At 69.3% G+C, this 25862-nt stretch carries 23 protein-coding genes; 6 read left to right on the forward strand and 17 right to left on the reverse strand.

What is annotated here, in order from left to right; translation table 11 throughout:
- Position 1: 1 nt before the first annotated feature.
- The gene (gene sucD, locus M1D55_RS06985; protein WP_456280484.1) at positions 2-877 is read left to right on the forward strand and encodes a succinate--CoA ligase subunit alpha; all 876 of its coding nucleotides are present in this window, start codon (positions 2-4) and stop codon (positions 875-877) included.
- Positions 878-997: 120 nt separating this feature from the next.
- On the opposite strand, the gene M1D55_RS06990 is transcribed toward sucD, so the two are convergent.
- The 5 genes from M1D55_RS06990 to M1D55_RS07010 all read right to left on the reverse strand — a co-directional run bounded on the left by M1D55_RS06990 (position 998) and on the right by M1D55_RS07010 (position 7609).
- On the reverse strand, positions 998-2203 hold the full coding sequence (locus M1D55_RS06990) for an acyl-CoA dehydrogenase family protein (protein WP_456280485.1): 1206 nt from the start codon (positions 2201-2203) through the stop codon (positions 998-1000).
- A complete protein-coding gene (locus M1D55_RS06995; protein ID WP_456280486.1) occupies positions 2188-3486 on the reverse strand; it encodes an acyl-CoA dehydrogenase family protein in 1299 nt (432 codons plus the stop codon). The genes M1D55_RS06990 and M1D55_RS06995 overlap by 16 nt, the downstream gene beginning before the upstream one ends.
- A gap of 4 nt (positions 3487-3490) precedes the next feature.
- Positions 3491-4420 (reverse strand): tripartite tricarboxylate transporter substrate binding protein, encoded by a 930-nt coding sequence (locus M1D55_RS07000; RefSeq protein ID WP_157071990.1) that lies wholly within the window; start codon positions 4418-4420, stop codon positions 3491-3493.
- A gap of 134 nt (positions 4421-4554) precedes the next feature.
- A complete protein-coding gene (locus M1D55_RS07005; protein ID WP_456280487.1) occupies positions 4555-6798 on the reverse strand; it encodes an acetate--CoA ligase family protein in 2244 nt (747 codons plus the stop codon).
- Positions 6788-7609 carry an enoyl-CoA hydratase gene (locus tag M1D55_RS07010; protein WP_456280488.1) on the reverse strand — a complete coding sequence of 274 codons (822 nt, stop codon included), beginning with the start codon at positions 7607-7609 and terminating at the stop codon, positions 6788-6790. Before M1D55_RS07010 ends, M1D55_RS07005 begins: the two co-directional genes overlap by 11 nt.
- 160 nt (positions 7610-7769) lie before the next feature.
- Here M1D55_RS07010 and M1D55_RS07015 point away from each other — a divergent pair, with 160 nt between their 5' ends.
- Positions 7770-8570, forward strand: a complete 801-nt coding sequence (locus M1D55_RS07015; protein WP_232204622.1) for an IclR family transcriptional regulator — start codon at positions 7770-7772, stop codon at positions 8568-8570.
- Positions 8571-8598: 28 nt separating this feature from the next.
- On the opposite strand, the gene M1D55_RS07020 is transcribed toward M1D55_RS07015, so the two are convergent.
- From M1D55_RS07020 to M1D55_RS07040, 5 genes are all read right to left on the reverse strand, one after another.
- Positions 8599-9348 carry a sulfite exporter TauE/SafE family protein gene (locus M1D55_RS07020; RefSeq protein ID WP_456280489.1) on the reverse strand — a complete coding sequence of 250 codons (750 nt, stop codon included), beginning with the start codon at positions 9346-9348 and terminating at the stop codon, positions 8599-8601.
- A gap of 97 nt (positions 9349-9445) precedes the next feature.
- Positions 9446-10648: an aminotransferase-like domain-containing protein gene (locus tag M1D55_RS07025; RefSeq protein ID WP_456280490.1), complete on the reverse strand. Its 1203-nt coding sequence runs from the start codon at positions 10646-10648 to the stop codon at positions 9446-9448.
- A 34-nt stretch (positions 10649-10682) separates the two neighbouring features.
- Entirely contained in the window at positions 10683-12110 is a 1428-nt protein-coding gene (locus M1D55_RS07030; protein ID WP_456280491.1) for an FAD-binding oxidoreductase, read from the reverse strand.
- Between the two features lie 10 nt (positions 12111-12120).
- Entirely contained in the window at positions 12121-13140 is a 1020-nt protein-coding gene (locus M1D55_RS07035; RefSeq protein ID WP_006577356.1) for a DUF1338 domain-containing protein, read from the reverse strand.
- A gap of 87 nt (positions 13141-13227) precedes the next feature.
- A complete protein-coding gene (locus M1D55_RS07040) occupies positions 13228-14229 on the reverse strand; it encodes a Bug family tripartite tricarboxylate transporter substrate binding protein (protein ID WP_456280492.1) in 1002 nt (333 codons plus the stop codon).
- Positions 14230-14445: 216 nt separating this feature from the next.
- Between M1D55_RS07040 and M1D55_RS07045 the strand changes: the two genes are divergently transcribed.
- Positions 14446-15360, forward strand: coding sequence for a LysR substrate-binding domain-containing protein (locus M1D55_RS07045; RefSeq protein WP_456280493.1), 915 nt, complete (start codon positions 14446-14448; stop codon positions 15358-15360).
- Between the two features lie 80 nt (positions 15361-15440).
- Here M1D55_RS07045 and M1D55_RS07050 read toward each other — a convergent pair whose 3' ends face one another.
- The 3 genes from M1D55_RS07050 to M1D55_RS07060 form a co-directional block, all read right to left on the reverse strand.
- Positions 15441-16160: a GntR family transcriptional regulator gene (locus M1D55_RS07050; protein ID WP_053824674.1), complete on the reverse strand. Its 720-nt coding sequence runs from the start codon at positions 16158-16160 to the stop codon at positions 15441-15443.
- Between the two features lie 66 nt (positions 16161-16226).
- Positions 16227-16361 (reverse strand): hypothetical protein, encoded by a 135-nt coding sequence (locus tag M1D55_RS07055; protein WP_023263627.1) that lies wholly within the window; start codon positions 16359-16361, stop codon positions 16227-16229.
- 17 nt (positions 16362-16378) lie between these two features.
- The gene (locus M1D55_RS07060) at positions 16379-17353 is read right to left on the reverse strand and encodes a 2-dehydropantoate 2-reductase (RefSeq protein ID WP_456280494.1); all 975 of its coding nucleotides are present in this window, start codon (positions 17351-17353) and stop codon (positions 16379-16381) included.
- Positions 17354-17712: 359 nt separating this feature from the next.
- Here M1D55_RS07060 and M1D55_RS07065 point away from each other — a divergent pair, with 359 nt between their 5' ends.
- Entirely contained in the window at positions 17713-19335 is a 1623-nt protein-coding gene (locus tag M1D55_RS07065) for a glucan biosynthesis protein (RefSeq protein WP_082928663.1), read from the forward strand.
- A 33-nt stretch (positions 19336-19368) separates the two neighbouring features.
- On the opposite strand, the gene M1D55_RS07070 is transcribed toward M1D55_RS07065, so the two are convergent.
- A complete protein-coding gene (locus M1D55_RS07070) occupies positions 19369-21450 on the reverse strand; it encodes a hypothetical protein (RefSeq protein ID WP_456280495.1) in 2082 nt (693 codons plus the stop codon).
- Positions 21451-21543: 93 nt separating this feature from the next.
- The gene (locus M1D55_RS07075; protein ID WP_456280496.1) at positions 21544-22803 is read right to left on the reverse strand and encodes a hypothetical protein; all 1260 of its coding nucleotides are present in this window, start codon (positions 22801-22803) and stop codon (positions 21544-21546) included.
- Between the two features lie 201 nt (positions 22804-23004).
- On the opposite strand from M1D55_RS07075, the gene M1D55_RS07080 reads away from it, so the two are divergent.
- Complete coding sequence (locus tag M1D55_RS07080) at positions 23005-23400, forward strand: hypothetical protein (RefSeq protein WP_456280497.1); 396 nt, start codon at positions 23005-23007, stop codon at positions 23398-23400.
- 53 nt (positions 23401-23453) lie between these two features.
- Here M1D55_RS07080 and M1D55_RS07085 read toward each other — a convergent pair whose 3' ends face one another.
- Together M1D55_RS07085 and M1D55_RS07090 are read right to left on the reverse strand one after the other, a co-directional pair.
- The gene (locus M1D55_RS07085; protein WP_006579860.1) at positions 23454-23927 is read right to left on the reverse strand and encodes a DUF2269 family protein; all 474 of its coding nucleotides are present in this window, start codon (positions 23925-23927) and stop codon (positions 23454-23456) included.
- Positions 23915-25291, reverse strand: a complete 1377-nt coding sequence (locus M1D55_RS07090; RefSeq protein WP_456280498.1) for an SDR family oxidoreductase — start codon at positions 25289-25291, stop codon at positions 23915-23917. The genes M1D55_RS07085 and M1D55_RS07090 overlap by 13 nt, the downstream gene beginning before the upstream one ends.
- A gap of 9 nt (positions 25292-25300) precedes the next feature.
- On the opposite strand from M1D55_RS07090, the gene M1D55_RS07095 reads away from it, so the two are divergent.
- The gene (locus tag M1D55_RS07095; RefSeq protein WP_064576942.1) at positions 25301-25819 is read left to right on the forward strand and encodes a hypothetical protein; all 519 of its coding nucleotides are present in this window, start codon (positions 25301-25303) and stop codon (positions 25817-25819) included.
- Positions 25820-25862 lie beyond the last annotated feature (43 nt).

The following is a 25862-nucleotide window of genomic DNA, read 5'->3' on the forward strand; positions in this document are numbered from 1 at the left end:
GATGGCCGTGCTGATCGACAACCACACCAGGGTGCTGTGCCAGGGCCTGACCGGCGCGCAGGGCAGCTTCCACACCGAACAGGCGCTGGCCTATGGCACGCAGATGGTGGGCGGCGTGACGCCCGGCAAGGGCGGCGAGACCCACCTCGGCCTGCCTGTGTTCGATACCGTCGCCGAGGCGGCCGAGCGCACCGGCGCGCAGGCGTCCGTGATCTACGTGCCGCCGCCGTTCGCGGCCGACGCGATCCTCGAAGCGGTCGACGCCGGCCTCGAGCTGGTCGTCTGCATCACCGAGGGCATCCCGGTGCTCGACATGGTGCGCGTCAAGCGCGCGCTGTCCGGCTCGCGCACCCGGCTGGTCGGTCCCAATTGCCCGGGCGTGATCACGCCGGGCCAATGCAAGATCGGCATCATGCCCGGCCATATCCATCGGCCCGGCAGGATCGGCGTGGTGTCGCGCTCGGGCACGCTGACCTATGAAGCGGTGGCGCAGACCAGCGCGGCCGGGCTCGGACAGTCGACCTGCATCGGCATCGGCGGCGATCCGGTCAACGGCACCAACTTCATCGATTGCCTGAAGCTGTTCCTCGAGGACGACGCCACCGAAGGCATCATCCTGATCGGCGAGATCGGCGGCTCGGCCGAGGAGGAAGCCGCGCAGTTCCTGCGCGAGTCCGGCAGCGACAAGCCGGTAGTCGGCTTCATCGCCGGCACCACCGCGCCACCGGGTCGGCGCATGGGCCATGCCGGCGCGATCATCTCGGGCGGCAGCGGCACGGCCGAGGCGAAGATCGATGCGATGCGCGCGGCCGGCATCCATGTGTCGCGCTCGCCGGCCGAGCTCGGGCAGACGATGGCGAAGGCGTTGGGGGTGTAGCGCCGTCGCGCTGCGAACGGCCGCCGTGGCGCGATGCAGCGGCGGCCGTCCTGCCGCCGCCGTCCTGCCGACGCCGTATTACAAGCGCCGCACCACAGGCGCCGTACTACAGTCCCCGTACTACACGCCGACCACGCTCCTGGCGATGATCCCTAGCTGGACCTCGGCGGCGCCGCCGAAGATCGTGAAGGCCCGGCTGTTCAGGTACTCGGGCAGCACGGTACCGACGATCTCGTCGTCCGGATTGCCGCCCTCAGGCAGCCCCGCCACGTCATCGCGCCAGCGCTGCCCCTCCAGCCCCAGCATCTCCACTCCCAGCTCGCCAATCTGCTGCTTGAGCCGGCTGGCGCGCAGCTTCAGGATCGACGACACCGGGCCGGGACTCTGACCCGGCATCAGCTGGCCCAGCGTCTTCAGCTCCAGCATCTCGAAGGCATCCAGATCGGCGCAGACCTCGCCGAAGCGCGCATGCAGCAGTTCGCGCTGCGCGCTGTCATGGCGCAGGCCGCCCGCCTGCAGGACCGCCATCACGTCGCCGACGCGCATCAGTTGCGAGCGCAGCCGCGGGCTGAAAATGCCGGCGCCGCGCTCGAACTCGAGCAGGTAGCGCGCGCATGCCCAGCCGGCGTTTTCCTCGCCGATGCGGTTGGCCTGCGGCACGCGCACCTCGTCGAAGAACACCTCGTTGACGTCGTGATCGCCGCCGATCGTCGCGATCGGACGCACGGTGATGCCGGGCGAATCCATATCGATCAGCAGGAAGCTGATGCCGTCCTGCCGCCGGCCCTCGTTGCTCGTACGGACCAGCGCGAACATCCGGTTGGCATGGTGCGCGTGCGTGGTCCACAGCTTGGAGCCGGTGACGATGTAGTCGCCGCCATCGGGCACCGCGCGCGTGCGCAGCGCGGCCAGGTCGGAGCCGGCGCCGGGCTCGGAGAAGCCCTGGCACCAGTAGTCCTCGCCGGACAGGATCCGTGGCAGATAGTGCCGCTTCTGCGCGTCGGTGCCGAACCGCAGGATCACCGGCCCGAGCAGGCGCACGCCCATCGGATGGACCAGCGGCGCACCGGCCAGCGCGCACTCGGTCTCGAAGACGAAGCGCTGCAGCGGGCTCCAGCCTGTGCCGCCCCACTCCTCAGGCCACAGCGGCACCAGCCAGCCGCGCTCGCGCAGCATCGCCTGCCAGGGGCCGGAGACCTCGGGCTCCGGATACATCGCCGTGGTCAGCCGTTGGCCGCGGCGCAGCTCGGGCGTCAGCCTGTCGCGCAGGAAGGCGCGCACTTCCTCGCGAAACGCCGCGAGCTCGGCAGTCAGTTGCAGATCCATGTCGTGGTCGCCTCGGCGCAAGATCGATCGGAAGACGGCAGGGTGCGGCTGTCGCGCCAGGCCCCGGACGCGAGCATCGCGCGGCCGTAGCGCGCGGCATGCCACGACGGGCTGCCGTCCTGCTGCTGGAAGCGCGTCAGCTTGCGGAACAAGCCGGCGATCGGCAGTTCCTCCGAGACGCCCATGCCGCCATGCAGTTGCACCGCTTGTTGCGAGACGTAGCGGGCCGCGCGTCCTACCTTGGATTTCGCCATCGCGGCCAGCGCGACGGCATCGGTTGCGTCCCGCAGCCCCGCGTCGACGCGCAACGCCGCGAGCTCGCAGGCCGCGATCGCTTCCTCGCAGCACACCGCCATCTCGGCCAGCGTGTGCTGCACGCTCTGGAAGCTCGCGAGCGGACGGCCGAACTGCTCGCGCTGGCGGACATAGGCGGCCGTGCGCTCGAAGGCGGCCTGCATCGCGCCGCAGGCCTCCCAGCACAGCGCGATCGCGCCCTCGGCCAGCAGGCGGTGCAGCACCGGGGCGGCATCGCCGCCATCCCCGGCGCCCAGCATCGCGTCGGCCTCGACATGGGCGCCGTCCAGCCACACGTCGGCGGCAGCGGTGCCATCGACGGTATGGCAGCGATGCAGGCGCAGCCCTTCGGCGACGGAATCGCGCATCGGCACAAGGAACAGCGCTTGACCGTCGCGTTCCGCATCGGCGTCCGGCTTCGGCGCCCTTCCCTCGTTCTCGATGCGAGCGCTGACCAGCAGGGCGTCCGCGCCATCGGCGTCGGGCACCAGCAGCTTGGCGCCGTGCAGCCGCCAGCCGCTGCCTTCTCGCCGCGCCACCGTCGCGCGCGGGGCCCACGGGTCGTGGCATTGCGGTTCGTCGTGGGCCAGCGTCAGGCGGCGGCTGCCGTCGATCACCACCGGCAGCCACCGATCACGCTGCGCCGGCGTGCCGATCGCCGCCAGCATGCGCGCCGCCAGCAGGATGCCGCCGTGGTACGGCATATTGACGCCGTACCGGCCGAAGGCACGCATCAACAGCCCCGTTTCGACCGCGCCGCCATCGAAGCCGCCGGCTTGCGCGGGCAGCGGCAGTCCCAGCCAGCCCATCTCGGCAAAGGCGCGCCACATCGGCATCCATCGCAAGTTGTGTCTTGATTCGGGTCCGGATTCGGGTCCCGATTCGGGTCCTGCCTCGTACCACGGCCCCGCGGCCTCGGGCTGCCGCGACAGGAAGTTCAGCGCGCTCTCCTCGATCAGCCGCTGTTGTTCGTTCAGCGTCAGCTGCATCGGCTCAATCCGCCTGCGCGCCGGACGCCTTGGCGACCTTGGCCCACTTCTGCGCGTCCTGCTTGATGAAGGCCGCGAACTGCTCCGGCGTATTGCCGATGATGTCCAGCCCCAGCGCACGGAACTGCTCGCGCAGGCCCGGGTCCTTCAGCGCCTGCTGGGTGGCGGCGTAGACGCGCTTGACGACCTCGGGCGGTGCGCCGGCCGGGGCCAGCAGGCCCAGCCAGGGCATCGCCTCGTAGCCCGGCAGGCCCGACTCGGCGACCGTCGGCAGATCGGGCAGCGTCGCCGAGCGCTTCGCCGTGGTCACCGCGAGCGCGCGCACGCTGCCGCTCTTGATGTGCGGGGCCGACGATGCGTACGCGTCGAACATCACCTGCACATTGCCGCCAACCAGGTCGTTCAGCGCCGGCGCGCTGCCCTTGTACGGGATGTGGGCCATCTGCACGCCGGCCATGGTCTTGAACAGCTCGGCCTCCAGATGCGTCGAGGTGCCGGAGCCCGCGGAGCTGTAGCTGACCGACTTGCCGCTGGTCTTCAGATAGTCGATCAGCTCCTTGACGTTGTTCACCGGCAGCTTGGCGTTGACCTCGAGCACATGGACGACCGAGGCGACCAGCGTGATCGGCGTGAAGTCCTTGACCGGGTCGTAGCCGACCGTCTTGAACACCGCCGGCGCGATGCCCAGCGACGACGCGGCCATCAGCAGCGTATAGCCGTCGGGGGCCTGCTTGGCGACGTAGTCCGAGGCGATCACGGTGCCGGCGCCGGGCTTGTTCTCGATCACCACGGGCTGGCCCAGATGCTGGCGCAGCCGTTCGCCGAGCGCGCGCGTCATGATGTCGGCGGCCCCGCCCGGCGTGAACGGCACGATGATGCGCACCGGCTTGGACGGATAGGCGCCGGCGTCGGCGGCACGGGCGCCGGGCAGCATGGCAAGGGTCAGTGGCAGGGTCAGCGCCAGGGCGGCGATCCAGGGTCTGGTGGTCATGGTCAGTCTCCTCTCGATTGTCGTTGTGTTGCGCTTCGTTGCTTCGGCTTTGATGCCTGCGCGGTGCTTGCCGGTGGTTATTCCCGTTTCGGCACGATCAGGGCATCGAGCATCGCCACGCCCTTGCCTCTGTCGCGCACCAGCAGCGGATTGATCTCGACCTCGTCGGCCGCATCGCCGAGCGCCAGCACCGCGTCCGAGAACGCCGCGATCGCCTCGCAGGCCGCGGGCACGTCGCACAGCGGACGTCCGCGGAAGCCGTCGAGCAGCGGGAACGCCCGCAGCTCGCGCAGCATCTGCTCGGCGGTGCGCCGATCGACCGGCAGCAGCCGATGGCTGACGTCACGGTACAGCTCGGTCAGCACGCCACCGAGGCCGACCGTCAGCGTCGGCCCGAACACCGGGTCGCGCACCGCGCCGACGATCAGCTCGACGCCGCCGCTCAGCATCGGCTGTACCAGCACGCCGTCGATGCGGGCCTGCGGCGCATGCTGGCGGACGCTGGCCAGCATCTCCGCGCAGGCTGCGCGCACGGCGTCGGCATCGCCGAGATTCAGCCGCACGCCGCCGGCCTCGGTCTTGTGCGGCAGGTCCGCGCTCAGCACCTTCAGCACCACCGGGAAGCCCAATTCCAGCGCCGCGGCGGCGGCCTCGTCGGCGTGCCGCACCACGTAACCCGGGATATCGCCGACACCGTACGCGGCCAAGTAGCGGCGCGCCGCTTGTTCATCGCAGGGCAAGGCCGGCGGCGCCGGCATGACGGCCGCCCGTTCCCTCTCCCCAGCCCTGTCCCGCAAGCGGGAGAGGGAGCCGGTTGCCGCAAGCGCGACCGCTGCTTCGGAGGACGATGGCTCCTCCCTGAGCGCTGCCATACCGGCGGCGTTCTCCCCTCTCCCGCCTGCGGGAGAGGGGTCGGGGGAGAGGGTAAGCAGCGCGCGCCAGGGCCGCCGGGCACGGCGTTCGTGCCATTGCAGCAGCGGCGGCAGCGTCTGCATTGCCATGCCGATATCGGTCATCACCGGCACGCCATGCGCGCGCAGGTCGTCGCGACGGGTTGCGCGGCCGGTGTCGATCGCCAGCAGCAGGCGCGAATGGGCGGCGGCCGTGTCGATCAGGTCGTCGGCCATGCGGTCCAGCAGATAGCCGGGCGCGTAGACGATCACGGCGTCGATCGCGTCGCTGGTCGCCAGCGCGGTCAGCGCGGTGCGCACGAAGCCGGGGTCGTTGACGACATTGCCGGTCACGTCGACCGGGTTCGACACCATGCCGTAGTCGGGAATGCCGGCGCGCAGCGTCTGCTGCAATGTTTCCGGCAAGGTCGGCACCTCGAGGCCCGCGCCGATGCACTTGTCGGCCAGGATCGCGCCGACCGCGCCCGAGATGCTGACGATCGCGACGCGGCGGCCGGCGCTGCGCCGCCGGTAGCGCGCCAGCTCCGCCAGATGCGCCATCTGCGCGAAGTCCTGGCATTCGATCACGTTCAGCTGCGCAAAGGCGGCGCGATAGATCTGCTGGTTGCCGGCCAGCGCCGACGTATGCGAGCGCACCGCCTCGCGGCCCTTGTCGGTCTCGCCGGCCTTGAACACGATCACCGGCTTGTCGGCCTGCGCGCAGGCGATGGCGGCGTCGATGAAGCGCGCGCCATTGCGCAGTTCCTCGATATAGCCGAGCACCACATCGGTATCCGGGTCCTGCGCGAGGAACTGCAGGTACTCGGCGAAATCGAGGCAGGCCTCGTTGCCGGTATTGATGAACTGGCTGAACGACACGCCGAGCTCGCGCGCGATCGCGAACACCGCGGCGCAGACATTGCCGCTCTGCGTCAGCAGGCTGACCGTGCCCCGTTCGCGCTGCGGCGGCGCGGTGCGAAAGACCGAGGCGAACGCGGTATAGGCGTGCGTGTTCAGATTGGCGAAGCCCATGCAGTTGGGACCGGCGACCGCCATGCCGGTGGTCCGCACGAAGGCTTCCATCTCGCGCTGCAGCGCGGCCCCGCCCTCGCCCGCTTCGGCAAAGCCGGCCGCGTAGACGATCGCGGCGCGGATGCCGCGCGCATGGCAGCGCTCGAGCATCGGCGTGACCTGCTCCGCGCCGATCGCCAGCACCGCCAGGTCGATGCCTTCGGGCAGCGCCTCGATCGACGGATGGCAACGCAGCCCGAATACCGTGTCGTACTTCGGATTGACCGGATGGATGTCGCCGCGGTAGCCGAAGCGCGTCAGCAGATCGATCGGCATGCCGCCGATGCGGCCGGCGTCGTCGCTGGCGCCGACGATCGCGATCGAGCGCGGATTCAGCAGCGGGTCGAGCTTATGCGCCATGTTCGCCGCTCCGCGCTTCGCGGGCCGGGCCCGACTGGATCGCCTTGGCCAGCCCCGCATCGCGTGCCCGCAGGAAGCCTTCGCTCAGGTGCGACAGCTGGTGCGTATCGAAGTGGGCCGACAGCGCCGAGCGCAGCCCCTGCGCATCGAGCGTCCGGTTCAGCGACCGCTTGATCAGCCGCAGGCCGAACGGCGGCGCCTGCGCAATGCGCGCGGCCAGCGCCAGCGCCTCGTCGTCGAGCGCGGCGTCGGGCACCACCCGATTGACCATGCCGATGCGCAGCGCTTCCGCGGCATCGATCCGGCCGCCGGCAAACAGCATCTCCTTGGCCTTGCGCAGCCCCATCACCCAAGGATGGATCAGCACCTCGGTGGCCGCGGCGCCCAGCGTATGGCCGACTGGATCGGAGAAATAAGCCGATTCGCCGGCCACGATCAGGTCGCACATATTGGCGATCATGAAGCCGCCGGAAACGCAGGCGCCCTGCACCTGCGCGACCGTCGGCTTGGGGAAGTCCCAGATGCGCAGGCAGTAATCGAAGTAGCGCCGGCTCTCGTAGGCCCAGCGCTCCTCCACCGTGAAGTCCGCGCGCCTGGCCTGCGCTTCCTTCAGATCGTGGCCGGCCGAGAAATGGCTGCCGCGTCCGCCGATCACCACCACGCGCACGCCGTCGTCCTGCTCGGCTGCCTGCAGCGCGGCGTCCAGTTCGTCCAGCATTTGCTGGCTTTGCGCATTGCGCGCGCTCTCGCGCGACAGCCACAGGCGCCGTACCGCGCCTGTCTGCTCGATCTCGATGGTGGCATCGCCCATGCCGGTCTCCTCGTCTGGTCTTGTGGTTGGTGTTGTGGTCGGTCGCGTGATTCGTCTCGACGCTCTTGCCGCCGAACGAGGGCCAGTGTAGAAAGCAAGGTTTCTACAATACAAACTTATCCGCACCAAATAACCACTATATGGACATACGGGACATACGATGGCCAGGACGACCAAGGTGACCGAGGAGACTGGGGAACGAGGCGCGAGGACCGCCGGCGCGCAGACGCTGCGGCGCGGCCTGCAGCTGCTGCGGCTGATGGCGGAACGGCAGGAGGAAGGACTGTCGCTGGCCGAGCTGGTCGAGGCCACGGGGCTGGAGCGGCCGACCGCCTACCGCCTGCTGTGCTGCCTGGAGGAGGAGCGCTTCGCCGAGCGCCATCCGGCCAGCAAGCGCTATCGGCTCGGCCTCGATGCGCTGCAGCTGGGCGCCGCGGTCCACGACAAGGCGCCGGTGGTCGATCTGGTGCTGCCGGCGATGAAGCGGCTGGCGCGGCTGTCGGGCGATACCGTGTTCCTGGTGGTGCAGCAGGGTGACTTCACCGTCTGCCTGCATCGCGAGGAAGGGCCCTTCCCGGTGCGGATCTTCACCACGGTGCCGCAGCAGCGGCGGCTATTGGGCATCGGCGCCGGCGGCCTGGCGCTGATGGCGAAGATGCAAGACGACGCGATCCGCGAGGTATTCAAGCGGCGCGCGTCGCTCTATGCCGAGCACGGCATGACGCTGGCCAAGCTGAACAGCGCGGTCGAACGCGCGAGGAAGAAGGGCTTTGCCGAGATCGTCGACAGCATCACCGTCGGCGTGTCGGGCGTGGGCTGCGCCTTCACGCTGCCCTACGGTGCCGAGGCGGCGATCAGCCTCGGCGCGATCAGCAGCCGGATGCATGCCGGGCGGCGCGTCGAACTGGGCCGGCTGCTGCGCGAAGAACTGGAGCAGGCATTCGGCGGCGAGCCGGCCTGACGGAGATGCCGCGCGAACGCCGCGGCCGCTAGCCGATGCGGCCGAGCACGGTCGGCAGGCCCGACGACAGCATCATCACGCCGGACACCGTCAGCAAGGTCAGCACGATCGCACGGAAGCGCGCCTCGTCGATGCGGTGATAGACGCGCGCGCCGATCAGCGCCGGAATCAGCATCGCGGGCGCGACCACGGCGAACCGCGGCAGCATTTCGGCGGTGACGTTGCCGGCGATCAGGTAGACCAGCATCGTCACCATCAGGATGGTCAGGTTGAAGTTCTGGATGATCGCGCGCTGCCGGTCCTTCTCGTAGCCGCGCAACGTGCACCACAGCGTCGGCACGGTGCCACTGAAGCCGCCGATCGCGCTCATCACGCCGCCCACCAGCCCGGCGCCGGCATCGCCGCCCCTGCCGCCCCAGCGCAGCGGCGGCAGCCGCCGCGCCATCAGCATGGCCGGACACCACAGCACCAGGAAGGCGCCGATCGCGGTCTTGAACGACGCCATGTCGAGATACGGCAGCAGCAGCATGCCGAGCGGAATGCCGGCCAGCCCGCCGGCGATGAAGGGCAGCAGCGCGGCGACATCGAAGCCGCGCCGCACGCGGACCGCGGCGATCACCTGTCCGGTCAGCGAGCCGAATACCGTCAGGACGGCGGCCATGCTGGGCTCGAGCGTCCACGCCCACAGCGACATCGCGACCATGCCGAAGGCAAACCCGGACAGGCCCTGCACGAATCCCGCGAGGGCAGCGCCAACGGCAATGATCAGATATTCCATCGAAGGATCGGGAAGGCGGAAAGGGAAACGGACGACAGGCGCTCAGGCCCAGGCGAAGCCCCGCGATCTTACCGGGGAATGCCGCCGCCTGGGCCGGTCAGCGCTTCGCCAACGCGCGCGCGAGGCGCCGTACGCCCTCTTCGATCTCCGCCACCGACGGCGTCGCGAAGGACAAGCGCAGCGCCGGCGAGGGCCGGCCGGTCGCCACGTGGAACGCCTTGCCGGGAACGAACAGCACGTTTTCCTCGATCGCTTCGCGCAGCAGTTCGGCGGAGTCGGTGCCGTCCGGCAGCGAAGCCCAGACGAACATGCCGCCACCGGGCCGCATATAGTCGATGCGGCCGCCGAGCTCGCGCTCGAGCGCCGACACCATCGCGTCGCGCTTGTCGCGGTAGACGTCGATGATGCGCGCGACCTGTCCTTGCAGATGGCCGGCGTCCAGATAGGCTGCCATCGCGCGCTGGATCCACGGCGGCGTGCACAGGTCCGAGGCCTGCTTGGCCAGCACCGCGCGCCGCACCACGTCGGGATGCGCGGCCATCCAGCCGATCCGCAGGCCCGGCGCCACCGTCTTCGACAGGCTGCCCAGATAGATGATGCGATCCCGCAGCGCGGGCTCGCCATTGGCCATCGCCAGCAGCGTGGCGGGCGGCGCGCCGTCGAACGCGAGACAGCCGTAAGGGTCGTCCTCGATCACCAGCAGCTCGTATTGCGCCGCCAGCCGCAGCACCGCCTCGCGCCGCCGGACCGACAACGTCGCGCCGGTCGGATTGGCGAAGGTCGGCACCAGATAGATCAGCCGTGGCCTGTCGGCGGGCGCGCATTCGCGCAGGCATTGCTCCAGCGCGTCCGTATCGATGCCTTCCGCATCGGCCGGCACCGGCACCAGCCGGGCCCCGGCCAGGCGCAGCGCCTGGATCGCCGCGGGATACGTCGGCGCCTCGACGATGACCGGCACGCCCGGCTCGACGAAGGCGCGGACCAGGAAGTCGAAGCCCTGCTGCGAGCCCGATGTCACCAGGATCCGTTCGGCGGCCGTCGGCGTACCGGTCCGCCCCATCTGCCGGCTCAGCGCCTCGCGCAGCGCCGGCACGCCCTCGGTGGCGCCGTATTGCAGGCACTCGGCCGGATGGCTGGCCAGCGCCTCCGCCATGCACTGGCCGATCGCCGCGGTGTCGAAGGTCGAGGCGGCCGGGTAGCCGCCGGCAAACGAGATCATGCCGGGGCGCGACAGGTACTGGAACAGCTCGCGGATCGGCGAGCCGGCCGGCTGCTGGAAAGCCGAGGCAAAGGGGAACATGGATGTGTCCTGGCTGGTCATTCGTCCTGGCTCGTCATTCGCCGGTGCCGAGCCACAGGCGGCTCAGCGTGCGGCGCGGATCGAGCCGCGCCTGCATCGCGCCGACGTGATCGAGCACGGCGTGCGCGGTGAAATCGCGATAGAAGCGTTCGTTGTACGGACCGATGCCGTGTTCCGCGCTGAAGCTGCCTTCGAAGCGCTCGACGGTCAGCCGGTACAGCTCGGCCCGGACCTCGCCCGCCACCGCGTCGTCGTAGGCCGGCGCGTCCTGCAGCGGCCAGACCATGTTCAGGTGCACGCCGCCATCGCCGAGATGACCGAAGTCGTAGATCCGCAGCCACGGCCAGCGCGCCGCGATCAATGCGCGCGCCTCGGCGCGGAAGGCGGGGAAGCGCGAGCGCGGCACCGACAGGTCCAGCGCGATGATCTTGCCTTCGTGGCGGATCGACTCGGTGATCGAATGGCGCAGGCGCCAGAGCGCCTCGGGCTTGCCGACCACCGCGTTGCCGATCAGCGTGCCGTAGTGGCGCTCGAGGAAATCCATCAGCAGCGCCTCGAGATCGACGCCGCCGGCGCGGTTGGGCATCGTCGACGACAGCTCGACCAGCATTGCGTAATCGGCGCCTTCGAGCTCGGCGAACGGGTCCTCGACATCGTCCAGGTGGCGCACCACGGCCTGCGCCGCTTCGCGAGAAATGCCTTCGCACGACGACAGGAAATCGCCCAGCTCGGCGTTCAACGCCAGCAGCAGCGCCTCGAGCTCGGCCACGCCGGTGGGCACCAGCAGCGCGGTGGCGGTTTGCACGGGCAGCGGATAGACCCGCAGCGTCGCCGCGGTGACCACGCCAAAGGCGCCGCCGGTGCCGACGAACAGCTGCTTGAAGTCGAAGCCGACATTGTTCTTGCGCAGCGCCCGGTTCAGGTCGAGCAGTTCGCCGGCGGGCTCGGCCAGCACGGCTTCGACGCCCAGCAGGTTCTGCCGGACGTCGCCGTACTTCAGCAGCCGCGCGCCGCCGGTATTGGCGGCGATCATGCCGCCGATGGTAGGGTCGGCGCCCAGGTCCACCGGAAAGAACAGGCCGTCCTGCGCGAGCCGCGTATTGAGCTCGCTGAGCAGCACGCCGGCGCCGACGGTCACCGACTGGTTCAGCGGGTCGACCGTGATGGCGCCCTTCAGGCGCGCGGTGCTCAGCACGACCTGCTCGCCGCCGGCATCCGGCGTCGACGCGCCGACCAGGCCGGTGTTCGCGCCCTGCGGCACCAGCCGCACGCCGAAGCGTTGCGCGGCCGCCACCACGGCCTGCACCTGCTCGCGCGTGGCGGGCCGCACCACCGCCGCGGCGATGCCGGCGCCGTAGCGCGCGCCGGTCTCGTAGCCGGCGCGGTCGGTGGCATCGGTCAGCACGTCGAGGTCCGGATGGGCCTGCGACAGATACCCGATCAGCTCCTTGCTGGACGACATCTGCGCAGCCTCAGACCGTGGCCGCGGTCATCTTGAAGATGCCCTGCGCGTTGGAGGCATCGAAGCCCAGATCCAGCTTGCTTTGGCTCGCGCCATCGGCGTAGCGGTCGCGCGTGATGAACTCGTAGAACGAGCCCGGCACCTCGCGCATCACGATCTCGCCGGCCGCGCCGACGAACTCGCGCATCACCGGATCGGCGCGGAACGCGGTCTGCTTGACGCGGCCGCTGCCGGAGACCTCGACCTTCTCCTTGATCGGACGGCCGAGGGCGCGTTGCTGGTCGCTCAGCGCGAACACGTCCTCGACGCGGTCGGTCGCATGGTTGAAGGCATTGCCTTCGGTGGCGATCCACGCCATCTCCGCCGATTCCTGCAGGATGCGCTGGTAGTCCTCGAGCCGGGGCGTGGCGTGATGGCGCTCGAAGCAGGCGGTGAGGTTGCGGATCACGTGAACGGCTTCGGCCAAAGGCAGCGCGCGGTCGCGGTCCAGCTTCCACAGCAGCGCGACCGTGTCCGGACGCAGCGGGTCGACCGAGGTCGAAACCACGCGGGTGACCGCCGCCTGCAGCTCCGCGCTGAAGCGCTCGGGGTGGAACTCGCTGACGAAGAACTGCGCGATGCCGTCCGGCGCGTCCTCGTGCGCGTAGGAGCGGCCGGTCATGCCGATGCGGTCCAGCGGATAGGTGCCGTTCAGGCGGTAACCCAGCGGCCGCAGGAAACGCGTGAAGGCGGCCTCGCCCGGAGGCAGCTGGCCATTGGCCCGCCACGCCACCGTGCGCAGCGCGCCGTGGTCGAAATTCACCTTGCCGCCGGCCGCGGCGACATCCTCGGTGTATTCACGGCCGGTCGGCACGCGCGTCAGGATGCCGTCGAACAGCACCACGTTCAGCGCGTGAGCGATTTCGGCACGGCTGGGCTGGCCGGCGGCACCGGCGGGCAGGCCCGCGGGCGTTTCGATCAGCGACAGCAGCTTGGCGGCCTTGGTCGCGCCCACGCAGGCGGACACCAGAGAGAGGATGTGGTCGGACATGGAAAGCTCGTAATGCAAGGGAAGACAAACGAATAAAAAAGCGGCCGGCCCGCGCCTTTGCGACGGGCCGGCCCCGGGGAATCTGCATCAGTCGATGGTGGCGCCCGACTGCTTGACGACCTCGCCCCACTTCTCGCGGTCGCGCTTGACCAGCTCGGCGAACTGGCCCGGCGTGTTGAAGGCGGGCTCGGCGCCGATATTGCGCATGCGGCCGAGGATCCTGGCATCGTTCAGCGCGACCGCCAGGTCCCTGGCGATCTTCTCGGCCACCGCCGGCGGCACGCCCTTGGGGGCGAACAGCCCGAACCACGGCGTCGCATCGAAGCCCGGCACCGGACCGGCCGCGGCCACCGTCGGCACGTCCTGCAGCGCGGGCGAGCGCTGCGCCGAGGTCACGGCCAGCGGCCGCAGCTTGCCGGCGCGGATGAATTCGAGCGAGGCGGGCAGGTTGTCGAACATCACGTCGACATTGCCGGCCATCATGTCGGAGATCGCCGGGCTGCTGCCCTTGTAGGGCACGTGGCTCATCTCGGTGTGGGTCATGCGCTGGAACAGTTCGCCGGCCAGATGGGTCGAGGTACCGTTGCCGGCCGAGGCCATGTTGACCTTCTTCGGATGGGCCTTCACGTAGGCGACGAAATCGGGCAGCGACATCACCTTCGAGCGCTCGGCGAACGACGGCGACATCACGAGCACGTTCGGCACACGGGCGACCAGCGACACCGGCGCGAAATCGGCGACGTCATAGGCAAGCTTGCGGTACAGCGTCGGGTTGATGGCGAACTCGCCGACCGAGCCCATCAGCAGCGTATAGCCGTCGGCCGGTGCCTTGGCCGCCAGGCTGGTGCCGACGATGCCGCCCGCGCCCGGACGGTTGTCGACGATGACCGGCTGGCCCCAGACCTTGGACAATTGATCGCCGATCAGCCGGGTTACCATATCGGTCGTCCCGCCCGGCGGGTACGGCACGACGATGCGGACCGCCTTGTTCGGAAATTCCTGCGCCTGCGCGATGCCCGCGCTCATCGGCACGGTCAGCGCGGCTGCCGCGATCGCGGCAAGGATGCGGGACGGTTTGATCGGTGTCATGCGGTCTCCTCCGGGGCTCTTGCTGTGTTGGTATTGGTGTTGGTATCGGCTTTGGTATTTGCTACGGCGCCGATTCTTTCTCATCGCCGGACCGCGCTCAAGCGAGAAATTTGCCGGGGTTGATGAGAAAAACGCATCAACTTTGCCGGCCACGTCGCACCCACGTCCTGCCCACGTCCTGCCCACTTCGCAACCACGTTCCACCCCATCGCGCCCATGGCATTTCGCGTCCCCAGCCTGTCCAGTCTTCGCGCCTTCGAGGCCGCCGCCTCGCATCTGAACCTGCGCCGCGCGGCGGCCGATCTCTACGTCACCGAGAGCGCGGTGTCGCGGCAGATCGCCACGCTGGAGAGCCAGCTCGGCGTGCAGCTGTTCCATCGCGTCAACCAGCGGCTGACGCTGACGCCGGCCGGCACGCTGTACAGCCGGCAGGTCCGCGAGACGCTGCGCAAGCTGCAGCGCGATACGCTGGACATCATGGCGCACGAGGGCAGCGGCGGCATCGTCGAGCTGGCCTGCCTGCCGACGCTGGCGGTCGAATGGCTGATCCCGCGGCTGCCCGACTTCTACGCGCGCCATCCGCAGGTGGTGCTGAACCTCACGGCGCGCTCGGACGTGTTCCTGTTCGACGGAACGGATTTCGACGCCGCCATCCACTTCGGCGAGCCGCACTACCCCGGCGCGCGCGCCGACCCGCTGTTTCCCGAGGAGTCCGTGCCGGTCTGCCATCCCGACTATTTCGGCGGCCGCAAGCGCATCCGCCCGGCCGATATCGCCGGGGCCGAGCTTTTGCATCTGTCGACGCGCCAGTTCGAGTGGGAACAGTGGATGCGCCTCGCGGGCGTCGAGGACGTCAATGCGATGCGCGGCACGCGCTACGATCACCACAGCATGGTGATCGCCGCCGCGCGCGCCAAGCTGGGCATCGGGCTGGTGCCGCGCTTCCTGGTGGAGCGCTACCTGAACGAAGGCGAGCTGGTGATGCCGGTGCCGCTGGCAATGCCGTCATCGGGCGGGTACTACCTGGTCTATCCCGAAATGCAGCCGGTCAGCGACGCGATGTCGCGGTTGCGGGAATGGCTGCTGGAGTCGGCCTCGGAATTCGTTCGGGAGACGCAGGCGCGGGCATAGGGCCGGCCATAAGGCGAGGGTATGAAAAAGGCCGGCGAGCCGGCCTTCGATACTTGCGAAGCGTGCTACCCGGGCAGCCGTCAATCCAGGAAATCGCAGTTCTTCTCGACGTAGTCGGCCAGGTCCAGCGAATGCTGGCGCACCAGCCGTTCGGCCAGCTCGGTATCGCGCCGTTCCAGCGCTTCGATGATGCGCAGATGGTCGACGATCGAGCGCGCGGCGCGGTCGCTCTGCGAGATCGTCATCTTCCGGATCGCACGGACGTGGATGAAGATGTTCTTGATCGTGTCCATGATGATCTGCGACTTCGACAGCTGCACGATCGCCTGATGGAACGCGATATTGGCGTCCGAGTATTCCTCGATATGCTCGGCCGGCGTGGTGTCGCGGAAGTTGTCGAACATATGCCGCAGCCGCGAGATTTCTTCGTCGGTGGCATGCAGCGTCGCCAGGCGCGCGGCCATGCTCTCCAGCGCGGCCCACATCTGGATCATCTCGACGATCTCGCGCTTGGTCTTGCGCATGATGTAGATGCCGCGGCGCGGCACCGTGCGCAGGAAGCCTTCCTGCTCCAGCAGCGTCATCGCCTCGCGGATCGGCGTGCGGCTGACGCCCAGCGCTTCGCTGAGCACGCGCTCGTCGAGCCGGATCTCCTCGCGCGACTGGTAGATGTCGGCATCGGCGATCGCCTGCCGCAGCATCGCGTAGGCCTGGTCGCGCAGGCTCGCGCCGGCATTGATGGGCTGAAGCGACAGCGCCAGGCCCGGGGGAGGCGCATCTGAGGCAGTGGCGGAAGACATCTCGGCTTGACGTTGCGCGGGTTGCACGGACATGGGATCGCTCTTTCGATTTTTGTATATGGTATATCAGAACGCGTGCACCGCCAGTTCGATGTGGCGGCATCGTCCAGGCGTGGCGGCGGCGCAACCGACCCGTTGCACCGCCCCGGCCATGGTCACCGTCATGGCGGTCACCACGGCCAGCGCCATGGTGGCCGCCATGGCGGGCCCCGCCGCGCTCACGCCGCCTGCGCCATCCGCTCGCGCTGCTTGATCAGCGACAGCACCGCGTCGATCATCGGCGTCGGCTGGTCCACCAGCCGGCCCATCTCCTGCACCACGGTCAGCAGCGGATCGATCTCCATCGCCCTGCCCGCCTCCAGATCCTGCAGCATCGAGGTCTTGTGCGCCCCCACGGCCCCCGCGCCGTCGATCCGCCGCTCGACATCGACGCGGAAATGCACGCCGAAGCGTTCGGCGATCGACTTGGCCTCGAGCATCATCTGCCTCGACAGCGCGCGCGTGCCCGGGTCGGACGTGATGACGTCCAGCGTGGCGTGCGTCAGCGCGCTGATCGGGTTGAAGCACAGATTGCCCCACAGCTTGAGCCAGATCTCGTTGCGGATGTCCTCGCGCACCGGCGCCTCGAGGTCGGCAGCGATCATCGCCTCGCTGAGCCGCAGCACCCGTTCCGAGCGCGTGCCGTCCGGCTCGCCGAGCGGGAATTTCTTGCCGTAGACGTGGCGGATCACGCCCGGCGCGGCGATCTCCGCGGCGGGATACAGCACGCAGCCGATTGCCCGCTCCGGCCCGAAGCCGCTCCATTGCCTGCCGCCCGGATCGACGCTCTGCAGCGTGGTGCCGGCGAGCTCGCCGCCATGCCGATAGAAGTACCAATAGGGAATGCCGTTGACGCCGGTGACGATCGCGGTATCCGGCCCCAGCAGCGGCTGCATCAGATCGACGACGCCCGGCACCGAATGCGCCTTGAGCGTGATGAACACATAGTCCTGCTCCCCCAGCTCGCGCGGATCGGACGTGCAGCGCACCTTCTGCACCCGTTCCTCGCCGTCGATCAGCAGCTTGACGCCGTTCGCCTGCATCGCCGCCAGATGCGGACCGCGCGCGACGAAGCTGACATCGACGCCCGCCCCGGCCAGTTGCGCGCCGATGTAGCCGCCGATGGCGCCGGCGCCGTAGATACATACCTTCATGATGGCTGTCTCCCGTGCTTTTTTGGTGAATTGATATATCACATACTATATTTCACAAGCGCGGAATCACAACCTCTATTTGCGTGCGGGGCAAGTCCGAGCCTGCTTCAGCAGGGTCCAGGCAGCCTCCCAACCAGCGTCCGGCAAGGTCTCAGCCCGGTCTCAGCGGCGTCTCGTCCGCTCCTTGTCCGCGTCCGTTGCGCATCTCTTCAAGTGCCGAGTGCGCCGGAACCATGCGGTACCATGCTGCGTTCTGTCGTGCCCGCGGCGTCCGCTTCCCCACGGAGCGGTCGAACTTTTTGCGCCAGCGGGCGTCTTTTCTGCAACTTCATTGAAGGCGCCAGACGCCGAATCACCGCATGCCGAAAATGAACCGACGGACCGTGCTGGTCTCCGCCGCCGCCACTGCTGCGCTCGCCGCACTGGGCATTCCCGCTTCCGCGCTGGCCGCTGGCCGCATCAAGCTGGCCAAGGGCCAACCCTTCACCCACGAGGGCCTGGTCGAGCTGGCCCGCACCATGGCAAGCCGGCCGTATGTCGCGCCGCCCTCGCCGCCGGCCGACATCCTGGCCAGGATCGATTACGAGGAACACGGCAAGATCCGCTATCGCACCGACGACGCGCTGTTCGCCGATGGCCCGGGCCAGTTCCCGGTGACGTTCTTCCACCTGGGCACCTTCTTCCGCGTGCCGGTACGGATGCATCTGGTCGAGACCGGCGGCGCCAGCAACAACGGCGGCACCGCGCGCGAGATCGTCTACGACGAGTCGTATTTCGACATGCCGGCCAACAGCCCGGCGCGCAAGCTGCCGCGCGGCAGCGGCTTCGCCGGCTTCCGCTTCCAGGAGAGCCGCCTCGGCGACCAGAAGAAGCTCGATTGGCGCAAGAACGACTGGGTCGCCTTCCTCGGTGCCTCGTACTTCCGCGCGATCGGCGAGCTGTATCAGTACGGCCTGTCGGCGCGCGGCATCGCGGTCGATGTCGCACAGCCGGACAAGCCCGAGGAATTCCCGTCCTTTACCCATTTCTATTTCGAGGCGCCGCGCGACGGCAGCGATACCGTCACCGTGCACGCGCTGCTCGACGGTCCGAGCGTCACCGGCGCCTACCGCTTCACGATGCAGCGCGCCAAGGGCGTGGTGATGGATGTCGACTGCGCGCTGTTCCTGCGCAAGGACGTTGGCCGGCTGGGGCTGGCGCCGCTGACCTCGATGTTCTGGTACTCGGAGTCGGTCAAGCGCACCGGCGTCGACTGGCGGCCCGAGGTGCACGACTCCGACGGGCTGGCGATGTGGACCGGCGCCGGCGAGCGCATCTGGCGCCCGTTGAACAATCCCCCGCGCACCATCGCGTCCGCGTTCGGCGACGACAACCCGCGCGGTTTCGGCCTGCTGCAACGCGACCGCAATTTCGACCACTACCAGGACGGCGTCTTCTATGAGCGCCGGCCCAGCCTGTGGGTCGAGCCGCGCGAAGGCTGGGGCGCAGGCACCGTGCAGCTGGTCGAGATCCCGACCGATGACGAGATTCACGACAATATCGTCGCGATGTGGGTGCCGAAGGCGCCGGCCAAGGCCGGCAGCGCCTATCGCCTGCGCTACCGCCTGCACTGGCTGGCCGACGAGCCCTACCCGACGCCGCTGGCCCGCTGCGTGGCCACGCGCATGGGCAATGGCGGCCAGCCCGGCCAGCCGCGCCCGCCGGGCGTGCGCAAGTTCATGGTCGAGTTCAAGGGCGCGCCGCTCGAAGGCCTGCCGTTCGGCACCAAGCCCGAGGCCGTGCTGTGGGCCTCGCGCGGCAAGTTCTCGTACATCTTCACCGAGGCCGTGCCCAACGGCGTACCGGGCCACTGGCGCGCGCAGTTCGACCTGACCGTCGACGGCGACGAGCCGGTCGACATGCGGCTGTTCCTGCGCCTGAACGGCAAGCCGCTGTCGGAGACCTGGCTGTATCAGTACCACCCGTTCCGCACCAACGCCTGATCGGCCGGCCGGCCTGGCCGGTCCGGCGCGGCGTCAGCGAACGCGAACGGGCGAGGGTTCGGCCGGCATCGGCATTGCCGGCGCCGCGACCAACGGGGTCCGCTCCGTCGCCTCGGTGGCGGGCACCATCGGCGGCACCATCGGCGGCACCATTGCCGGCACCATCGGAGGCCTGATGGTCGTCGGCACTGGCGCTCGCCGTGCCGCGTCGGCCCCGCCCAGCCCCAGCCAGCGGCGCAGGCCGGCAGGCAGTTTCCCGCCCAGATACGCGAAGACGCCGGTGCGGCGCTGGTACTCCAGCCGCATCGGCGTCTTGCCTTCGATGAAGTCCTGGAACAGCTGCCGCAGCAGCCCGAGCACCGCGTCATCGCTGCGCACGCTCATGCCGTCGATCATCTTCCTCAGTGCCGCCTCTTCGGTGGCAGAGGCGCAGCACCGCGTCCTTTCGATCAGGGTACGGCGGTCATCGGCGTAGACGGCGTCGAGCCGCACGGACGAGCGCAGCTCCAGTGCGTGCATCAGGGCGCGGTCCATCTCGAGCGCGGCCAGGATCTCCCACAGTGCGCCTCTGGCGACCGTCTGCTCGTGATCGAGCAAGGTGTGCAGCAGCACGTCGATGGCCAGCAGGCGGTTGCCGCGCAGGTCTTCCACGTTGGGGTCGCGACCGGCATCGGCGAATTGCTGCGCCTGCGCGCGCGCCTGTCGATCTCGCGCCGCTTCCGCGCGGCCAAGGCTCCGGTCCCGATAGAGGCGTACACAGGCAACCAGCAGCCACGCCGTACCCGCAAGCAGCGCGACGGCGCCGACGATGATGCCCACCGGTGGTATCAGCGCGAATACCGTCGTGGCCACGATCGCGGCGACACCGATGCCGACGGAGACCGCACCGTATATCGTGCGGACCCTGGACCACCAGATCTTGCTCCGCTCCGCCGCTTCGATGGCCTGGAACGCCTGCTCGCGGTGATGCATCAGGATGTCGATCAGTTCGTTGGCGCGCTCGATGTCCGCCCGTCTGGCCAGTTCCGCCTGTAGCGCCTGCTGCGAACGTTGCTCCCGTTGCGCCGGCTCCGCCGGTTCGCTGCGCGCCGCTTCGTAGAACGCATCGGCGATGGCGGCCGTGCGCTGCAGTCGATGGTCCGGCGTCAGCCACTCCGAGGCGCGCGCACGCGCTGTGCAGAGATCGTCGAGCCGGCGCGCGGACTGATACCAGCTCAGCAACCCGGCGGCCATCTGCAGCACACCCATCGCCACGCTGAACACGCCACCGGCGATGCCGACCGCCGCCATGTCCACGCCGGGAACGCCGGCCCTTCCGACCGCCGAGGCAACGGTGCATCCGCTGCCGCCCAACTGAATGACGACGTCACGCGCGGCGGCCACGCCCATCGTCCGGATATTGTCATCCGCCTGCCCCAGTTCGTTCGCCGCCTGCTCGTACAGGGCGTAGTGTTCGAGGTCGTTGTTCAGGTCCAGCGCCTGCTTCTCGAGCCCGATCCTGACGTCCCGCAGTTCGAGCGCGATATCGGCCAGCATCCTCGGCGGACCGCCGGCATCGGGCACATGCCGGGCCGGCGGCAACAACGGATTGCCGCCTTCGCCGGCCGGCAAACCGCGCAAAGGCGCCTGCAATTCCTGCTGCCTGGCCAGCAGCCAACCTATCCGGCCCTGCCGCCCGGTATCCGCCTGGACGAACCGGGCATGACCCTGGGCGTGTTGCCGTTTGCATTCGTCCAGCGCCGCCTTTTTCCAGCCCGCCTTCCATGTCAGGTGCAACACCCCGGCCGCTTCGACGATGGCGAAGACGGCGCCGGCAACGCCGGCCTCGCTGGTCGCGGGCACGACGGACGTGATGGACAGCGTGTCGATTTTCCCGGTGACGAACGCGCCGACCTGCAGCCCGGCTCTTCCCGTCGTCGCACCTCCCCACACCGCGTACGTGACCTCGTTGAGCAGGTGCCATTCCCTCGACCGGGACAGCCTGGCGTGCGTCGCGAAGGCCGGAGGCCATTGGCGGCCGGAACCGCTGGCCATCGATTCCCGATTTCCGGCGTCGTGTTCCAGGCGCGGAGGCGATGCCTCATGTAGAACCGAACCATACGCGTTGATCGGCATGGTTTCCTCCAGTGATCTGCGGTGCTTCAGGGAAGGCGCATGTCCGGACCGCGTTGGCCGCCGCGTCGGCAACCTCGCGCGCGGACTGGCGGACTAGACCATATGGGCAGGCAATCGATCGGCCTGCGGTACGGCCCTGGCCTTGACGCCGGTCCAGGCGCGCAGCCGCGAGGCCGACGGCCCGGCGCCAGGCACGGACAGCGGCAGACAGGCGAGCTCTTCGTCGCCGCAGGCAGCCATATGGAGATCCGATCCCGCTGCGCGCAACTGGCCGAGCCGGGACAGCAAATCGATCAGCAGGTCCGTCGGATCGCCGATCGTGAAGGCGGCGTCGAAGTCGTTGCCGAGATGGCTCAGCGCCTGACGTAGCCCGCGCAGCGCGACATAGTCCTCGCCGTGCAGATCGGGCGGCATGGCCCGATAGATCGTTTCCCACCGCCGGACCGATCCGGGCAGGTCGGCGGGATTGATTCTCTGCGCCAGCTGCGCAAGAACGCGCGATCTGGCGAGGCGGATCTCGTCGTTGCCTGGCAGCAACCGAACGGCAGAGTCGGTCAGCATGTCGAGAGACGCGGTGTCGTCATGCGGTATCCAGCGGGCGAAATGGCGCATCAACTCGAGGGCCCACGATTCGGAGTGTTCTCGCGCCCGCTCGAGCGCCGCGACGATCAGGTACCGCCTGTCCTCCGGGGACATCGCGCCCGCCATCGACACGATCGCTTTCATGGCCCACTCCCGTATCGAGGGCGGCTGCATGGCCAGCACGTCGGTGGTCGACCGGACCTGATCGGGCCGCCGCATGCCAGCGATACGCCGGGCGATGGCATCTTCGTCCTGGTATTGCCGCATCGTCGAGATGGTGTTGCACGCGAGATGAAAGGACCGGCATGTGGCGGACAGCGGCGATCCACTGAACGCGAAATGCCGGTCGCAAGCCGGCACCTTCGCCAGCACCTCGCACAGCAGCTCGAAGGGAAGATCGAGCAGCAGAGACCACGAGGCAGGCTGCGCTGCCTGCGGGGGCCGGTCTGCCGCGGCCGGGCGGATACCGCCACCGGCACGGCACGGCTTGTCCGGACTCGTACGCGATTCCGAACTGGCGCACCGCTTCATCGCCGTCGGCGAATTGCGCCGCAGAAGGGACACGACCGCATGCCATGCGCCCGACACCCGGTCTGCCGACGACCGCGATGGAAACGGCCTGGTCGGCGAAGGGTGACATCGCAGGCGGACGGCGCTGCCGCCGGCCTGCACCGCCATCGTCGCAGCGTTGCCCAGGGGAACGGTATCCGCCTCGCGCGGCGGCCGGTGGTCAACGACCGCGGGCGAAATGGCGGTAGGCGTGCCGATCATGATGGCTCCTGTCGAAGGGATCGATCGCACCGCCAGGCCCTGGCGGTGCCAGTACCGGGTCGCTCACCGATACTGATCAGGAGTGTTGGCCGAAGTGTTACCGAACTGTTAAGTTCGATTCGCACGCTTTAGTTTTGAGGGGCCTACCTTGGCCCGCGTTGTGCTTGTCCATGTCGAGATCCCCCTGCGAGGAGAGAAATCATGCTGTTCCATCGACATGGCGTTTGCGCGGCGTTGCTGGCGCTCGGCACGGCATGGGCCGCCACCGCCGCCGCCCAGCCGGCCAATGTGCGGACTGAATCGGAGCGCGGCAGCGGTAGCCAGATGTCGCGCCAGCCCAAGGCCGTGACGCAGCCGTCGACCCGCGAAGGCGAAGCGATCCGCTCGAATCCGGGCGGCCTTGGCAAGCTGGGCGATCCGCTGCCCAACCCGCCCGGCGGCAAGGACGAGCCGTCGCCGCGCACCCAGGCCTCCGGCTCCGCGCCATCGCCTCCGCCGGCGCCGCTGAAGGGCCGCGAGCGCAAGGGCAGCGGCGGCGCGGCGATCGACCAGGCGCGCGAGCCCAGCACCGATCCGCGCGAGACCGGCGCGCGCTGACGCCGGCCGCGGGCGGTGACCGGCGCCCGCGGCGACAGCTTCGCCGGCGCGCTTCAGAACAGCGTCGCCGGCTTGGCGATCATCAGATAGAAGATCGCCAGGAAGCTGAACAGCGCCGGCACGCCCAGCGCGAACCACCAGCGGAAGTACCGCCAGTAGGCCGGCGGCAGCGGCGTTTGCGCGCCGGCCGCGGCCGCGGACACGGTCCGCATCCGCATCTGCAGCCAGACCACCGGCAGCCAGCACGCGATGGCGATCACGTACAGCCCGATCGATACGCGCAGCCACGCCAGCTCCCACGAGAAATTGGCGATGCGCATCAGCATGTAGCCGGTCACCGGCTGCAGGATCGCCGTGCTCGTGGTGAACAGCCAGTCCGCGATCACTACATGGCGCGAGGTCACCGCGACCGCGTGGCTGTCGCGTGTCAGCGTGGCGGCCAGCAGATAGAAGGCGCTGCCTACGCCGGTGCCGAACAGCAGCGTGCTGCCGACGACGTGGATCCATTTGACGATCATGTAGTCCATCGCTTGCGCTCCAGCGTGCCCAGCAGCCACAGCACGGCCAGCATGGGCAGGTTCTTGGTCAGCGGACCATAGGGATGCAGCCAGAACTCGGGCAGCCGCACGCTGATGATCACGGTGTAGCCGAGGATCAGCGCGGCCTGCGCGGCCCAGATCCACGGGAAGCGCCAGCGCGCGGGCGCGAAGCACATCAGCCCCAACAGCAGGTCGAGCCCGGCCGCGCCGTACAGCGCCAGCGGCCGCAGCGCCTGCGGTACGCCGGCGCGCGCCAGCAACGCGTAGCTGTCCTCGACCGGATAGAGGCCGAGCGAGACGATGCCGGTGACGATCCAGACCAGCGCGACGGCGGTGCGCAGGATCGGCAACTGCCAGCCGAGCACGGCCTGCGTGCGGGCGGCCTGGCGCCAGCGCGCCGGCACGAATTGATCGACGGCGCGAGGCGGCCGGCCAAGCAGCCGATGCATCGGCGCCGGATCGCCGGTATTGCCGCGCGCGAGCATCGCCAGCGCATCCTGGTTCAGCGGCAGCCCCGGGGCCAGCCGCGTCATCAGCGGCAGACCGGCCCGAACCAGCGCATCGGGCACCGGCACCACGCGCAGCGGGCCGGGCTGCCCCAGCGTGCCGCGCAATTGGCCGAGATAGTCGCGCAGGGTCAGCGCAGTCGGTCCTACCACAGCGATGCGCCCTTGCGGCCAATCCGTGCGCATTGCGGGGGCCGCGCCGCGATTGCCGGCGGCCATCGTCGCCAGCCTTACGATCGCGGCCACCACGTCGTCCAGATGGACCGGCTGCACGCGCTGCCTGCCGCCCTCGGGCAACGCCAGCAACGGCATCGTCGCCAGCGTGCCGAACATCCGCGCGCTGGTCCCCCCCGGCCCGTAGACCAGCGAGGGCTGCAGGATCGCCGCGGGCATGCCGAGGCCGGCGAGGTAGTCGTCGGCGGCCTTCTTGCTCAGGTGGTACGGCGTGGTGGCGTGCTCGTCGGCGCCCAGCGCCGAGATCTGGATCACCGCCCGCACGTCCGCCTGCGCGCAGGCGGCGAACAGCGCGATCGGCGCGCGCCGGTGCAACAGCTCGAAGGTCTGCGCGCCGCGCTCGGCGAAGATCCCGACCGCATTGACGACGACGTCGACGCCGTCGAGCAGCGGCAGCCATGCCTGCGCGTCGGTCAGCGCGCCGAAATCGACGGCACGGAATTCGCATGAGCCGAGGTCGCGCGCGGCCTTCGCCGGATCGCGCACGCCGCAGAGGACCCGGCAGCCGGCGCGTGCCAGCGCCGCGGCGATCGCGGCGCCGATGAACCCGCTGGCGCCGGTCAGCAGCACCGTGGGACGCGCGGTGCCGCCGGTTGCCGCCTCCCGCTCCAAGGAACCGACATGAGCGCCATCCAGGATTTCGTCGGCCGCAGCCTGGTCTCCGGCACCAGCGCCAGCGCGCTGTCCACCATCGCCCTGGCCTGCGGCGGCCATTTCGATTGCCGCAACACGCTGGCGCCGGTCAATGCGGTCAGCCACTGGGTCTGGGGCGATCGCGCGATCCATGCCAATGGTCCGGCATGGCGCTATACCGCGGTGGGATACGTGATCCATCATGCGATGTCGGTATTCTGGGCCGCGTTCTACGAAGCGTGGGTGGGGCGCTCGCCGCAGCGGCGGCGGCCGGCGCCAGCGATCCTGGCCGGCCTCGCGGTCGCCGCGGCGGCCTGCGTGGTGGACCTGCGCCTGACGCCGAAACGGCTGACGCCGGGCTTCGAGCGGCGGCTGTCGCCGTGGTCGCTGGCGCTGGTCTATGTCGCCTTCGGGCTCGCGCTGCCGCTGGTCACGCTATGCCGGCCGCGCCAGCAGCAGGATGCAAGAGCCATTCCGGCCGCGCCGCCGTCGGCCCGCGCCGACTGACAAAAAGAAAGCGGGCCCGAAGGCCCGCTGTGCGACGCGGTAT

Source organism: Cupriavidus sp. JZ107, assembly GCF_053903255.1.

Coding starts and splice junctions, on each gene's coding strand:
- M1D55_RS07080 (WP_456280497.1), top strand. CDS start 23,005: ATGCTGTTCCATCGACATGGCGTTTGCGCGGCGTTGCTGGCGCTCGGC.
- M1D55_RS07000 (WP_157071990.1), bottom strand. CDS start 4,420: ATGCTGCCCGGCGCCCGTGCCGCCGACGCCGGCGCCTATCCGTCCAAG.
- M1D55_RS07040 (WP_456280492.1), bottom strand. CDS start 14,229: ATGACACCGATCAAACCGTCCCGCATCCTTGCCGCGATCGCGGCAGCC.
- M1D55_RS07010 (WP_456280488.1), bottom strand. CDS start 7,609: ATGGGCGATGCCACCATCGAGATCGAGCAGACAGGCGCGGTACGGCGC.
- M1D55_RS07065 (WP_082928663.1), top strand. CDS start 17,713: ATGCCGAAAATGAACCGACGGACCGTGCTGGTCTCCGCCGCCGCCACT.
- M1D55_RS07015 (WP_232204622.1), top strand. CDS start 7,770: ATGGCCAGGACGACCAAGGTGACCGAGGAGACTGGGGAACGAGGCGCG.
- M1D55_RS07070 (WP_456280495.1), bottom strand. CDS start 21,450: ATGCCGATCAACGCGTATGGTTCGGTTCTACATGAGGCATCGCCTCCG.
- M1D55_RS07055 (WP_023263627.1), bottom strand. CDS start 16,361: ATGGCGGCCACCATGGCGCTGGCCGTGGTGACCGCCATGACGGTGACC.
- M1D55_RS07035 (WP_006577356.1), bottom strand. CDS start 13,140: ATGTCCGACCACATCCTCTCTCTGGTGTCCGCCTGCGTGGGCGCGACC.
- M1D55_RS07085 (WP_006579860.1), bottom strand. CDS start 23,927: ATGGACTACATGATCGTCAAATGGATCCACGTCGTCGGCAGCACGCTG.
- M1D55_RS07030 (WP_456280491.1), bottom strand. CDS start 12,110: ATGTCGTCCAGCAAGGAGCTGATCGGGTATCTGTCGCAGGCCCATCCG.
- M1D55_RS07020 (WP_456280489.1), bottom strand. CDS start 9,348: ATGGAATATCTGATCATTGCCGTTGGCGCTGCCCTCGCGGGATTCGTG.
- M1D55_RS07050 (WP_053824674.1), bottom strand. CDS start 16,160: ATGTCTTCCGCCACTGCCTCAGATGCGCCTCCCCCGGGCCTGGCGCTG.
- sucD (WP_456280484.1), top strand. CDS start 2: ATGGCCGTGCTGATCGACAACCACACCAGGGTGCTGTGCCAGGGCCTG.
- M1D55_RS07005 (WP_456280487.1), bottom strand. CDS start 6,798: ATGGCGCATAAGCTCGACCCGCTGCTGAATCCGCGCTCGATCGCGATC.
- M1D55_RS07060 (WP_456280494.1), bottom strand. CDS start 17,353: ATGAAGGTATGTATCTACGGCGCCGGCGCCATCGGCGGCTACATCGGC.
- M1D55_RS06995 (WP_456280486.1), bottom strand. CDS start 3,486: ATGCAGCTGACGCTGAACGAACAACAGCGGCTGATCGAGGAGAGCGCG.
- M1D55_RS06990 (WP_456280485.1), bottom strand. CDS start 2,203: ATGGATCTGCAACTGACTGCCGAGCTCGCGGCGTTTCGCGAGGAAGTG.
- M1D55_RS07075 (WP_456280496.1), bottom strand. CDS start 22,803: ATGATCGGCACGCCTACCGCCATTTCGCCCGCGGTCGTTGACCACCGG.
- M1D55_RS07095 (WP_064576942.1), top strand. CDS start 25,301: ATGAGCGCCATCCAGGATTTCGTCGGCCGCAGCCTGGTCTCCGGCACC.
- M1D55_RS07025 (WP_456280490.1), bottom strand. CDS start 10,648: ATGTTCCCCTTTGCCTCGGCTTTCCAGCAGCCGGCCGGCTCGCCGATC.
- M1D55_RS07045 (WP_456280493.1), top strand. CDS start 14,446: ATGGCATTTCGCGTCCCCAGCCTGTCCAGTCTTCGCGCCTTCGAGGCC.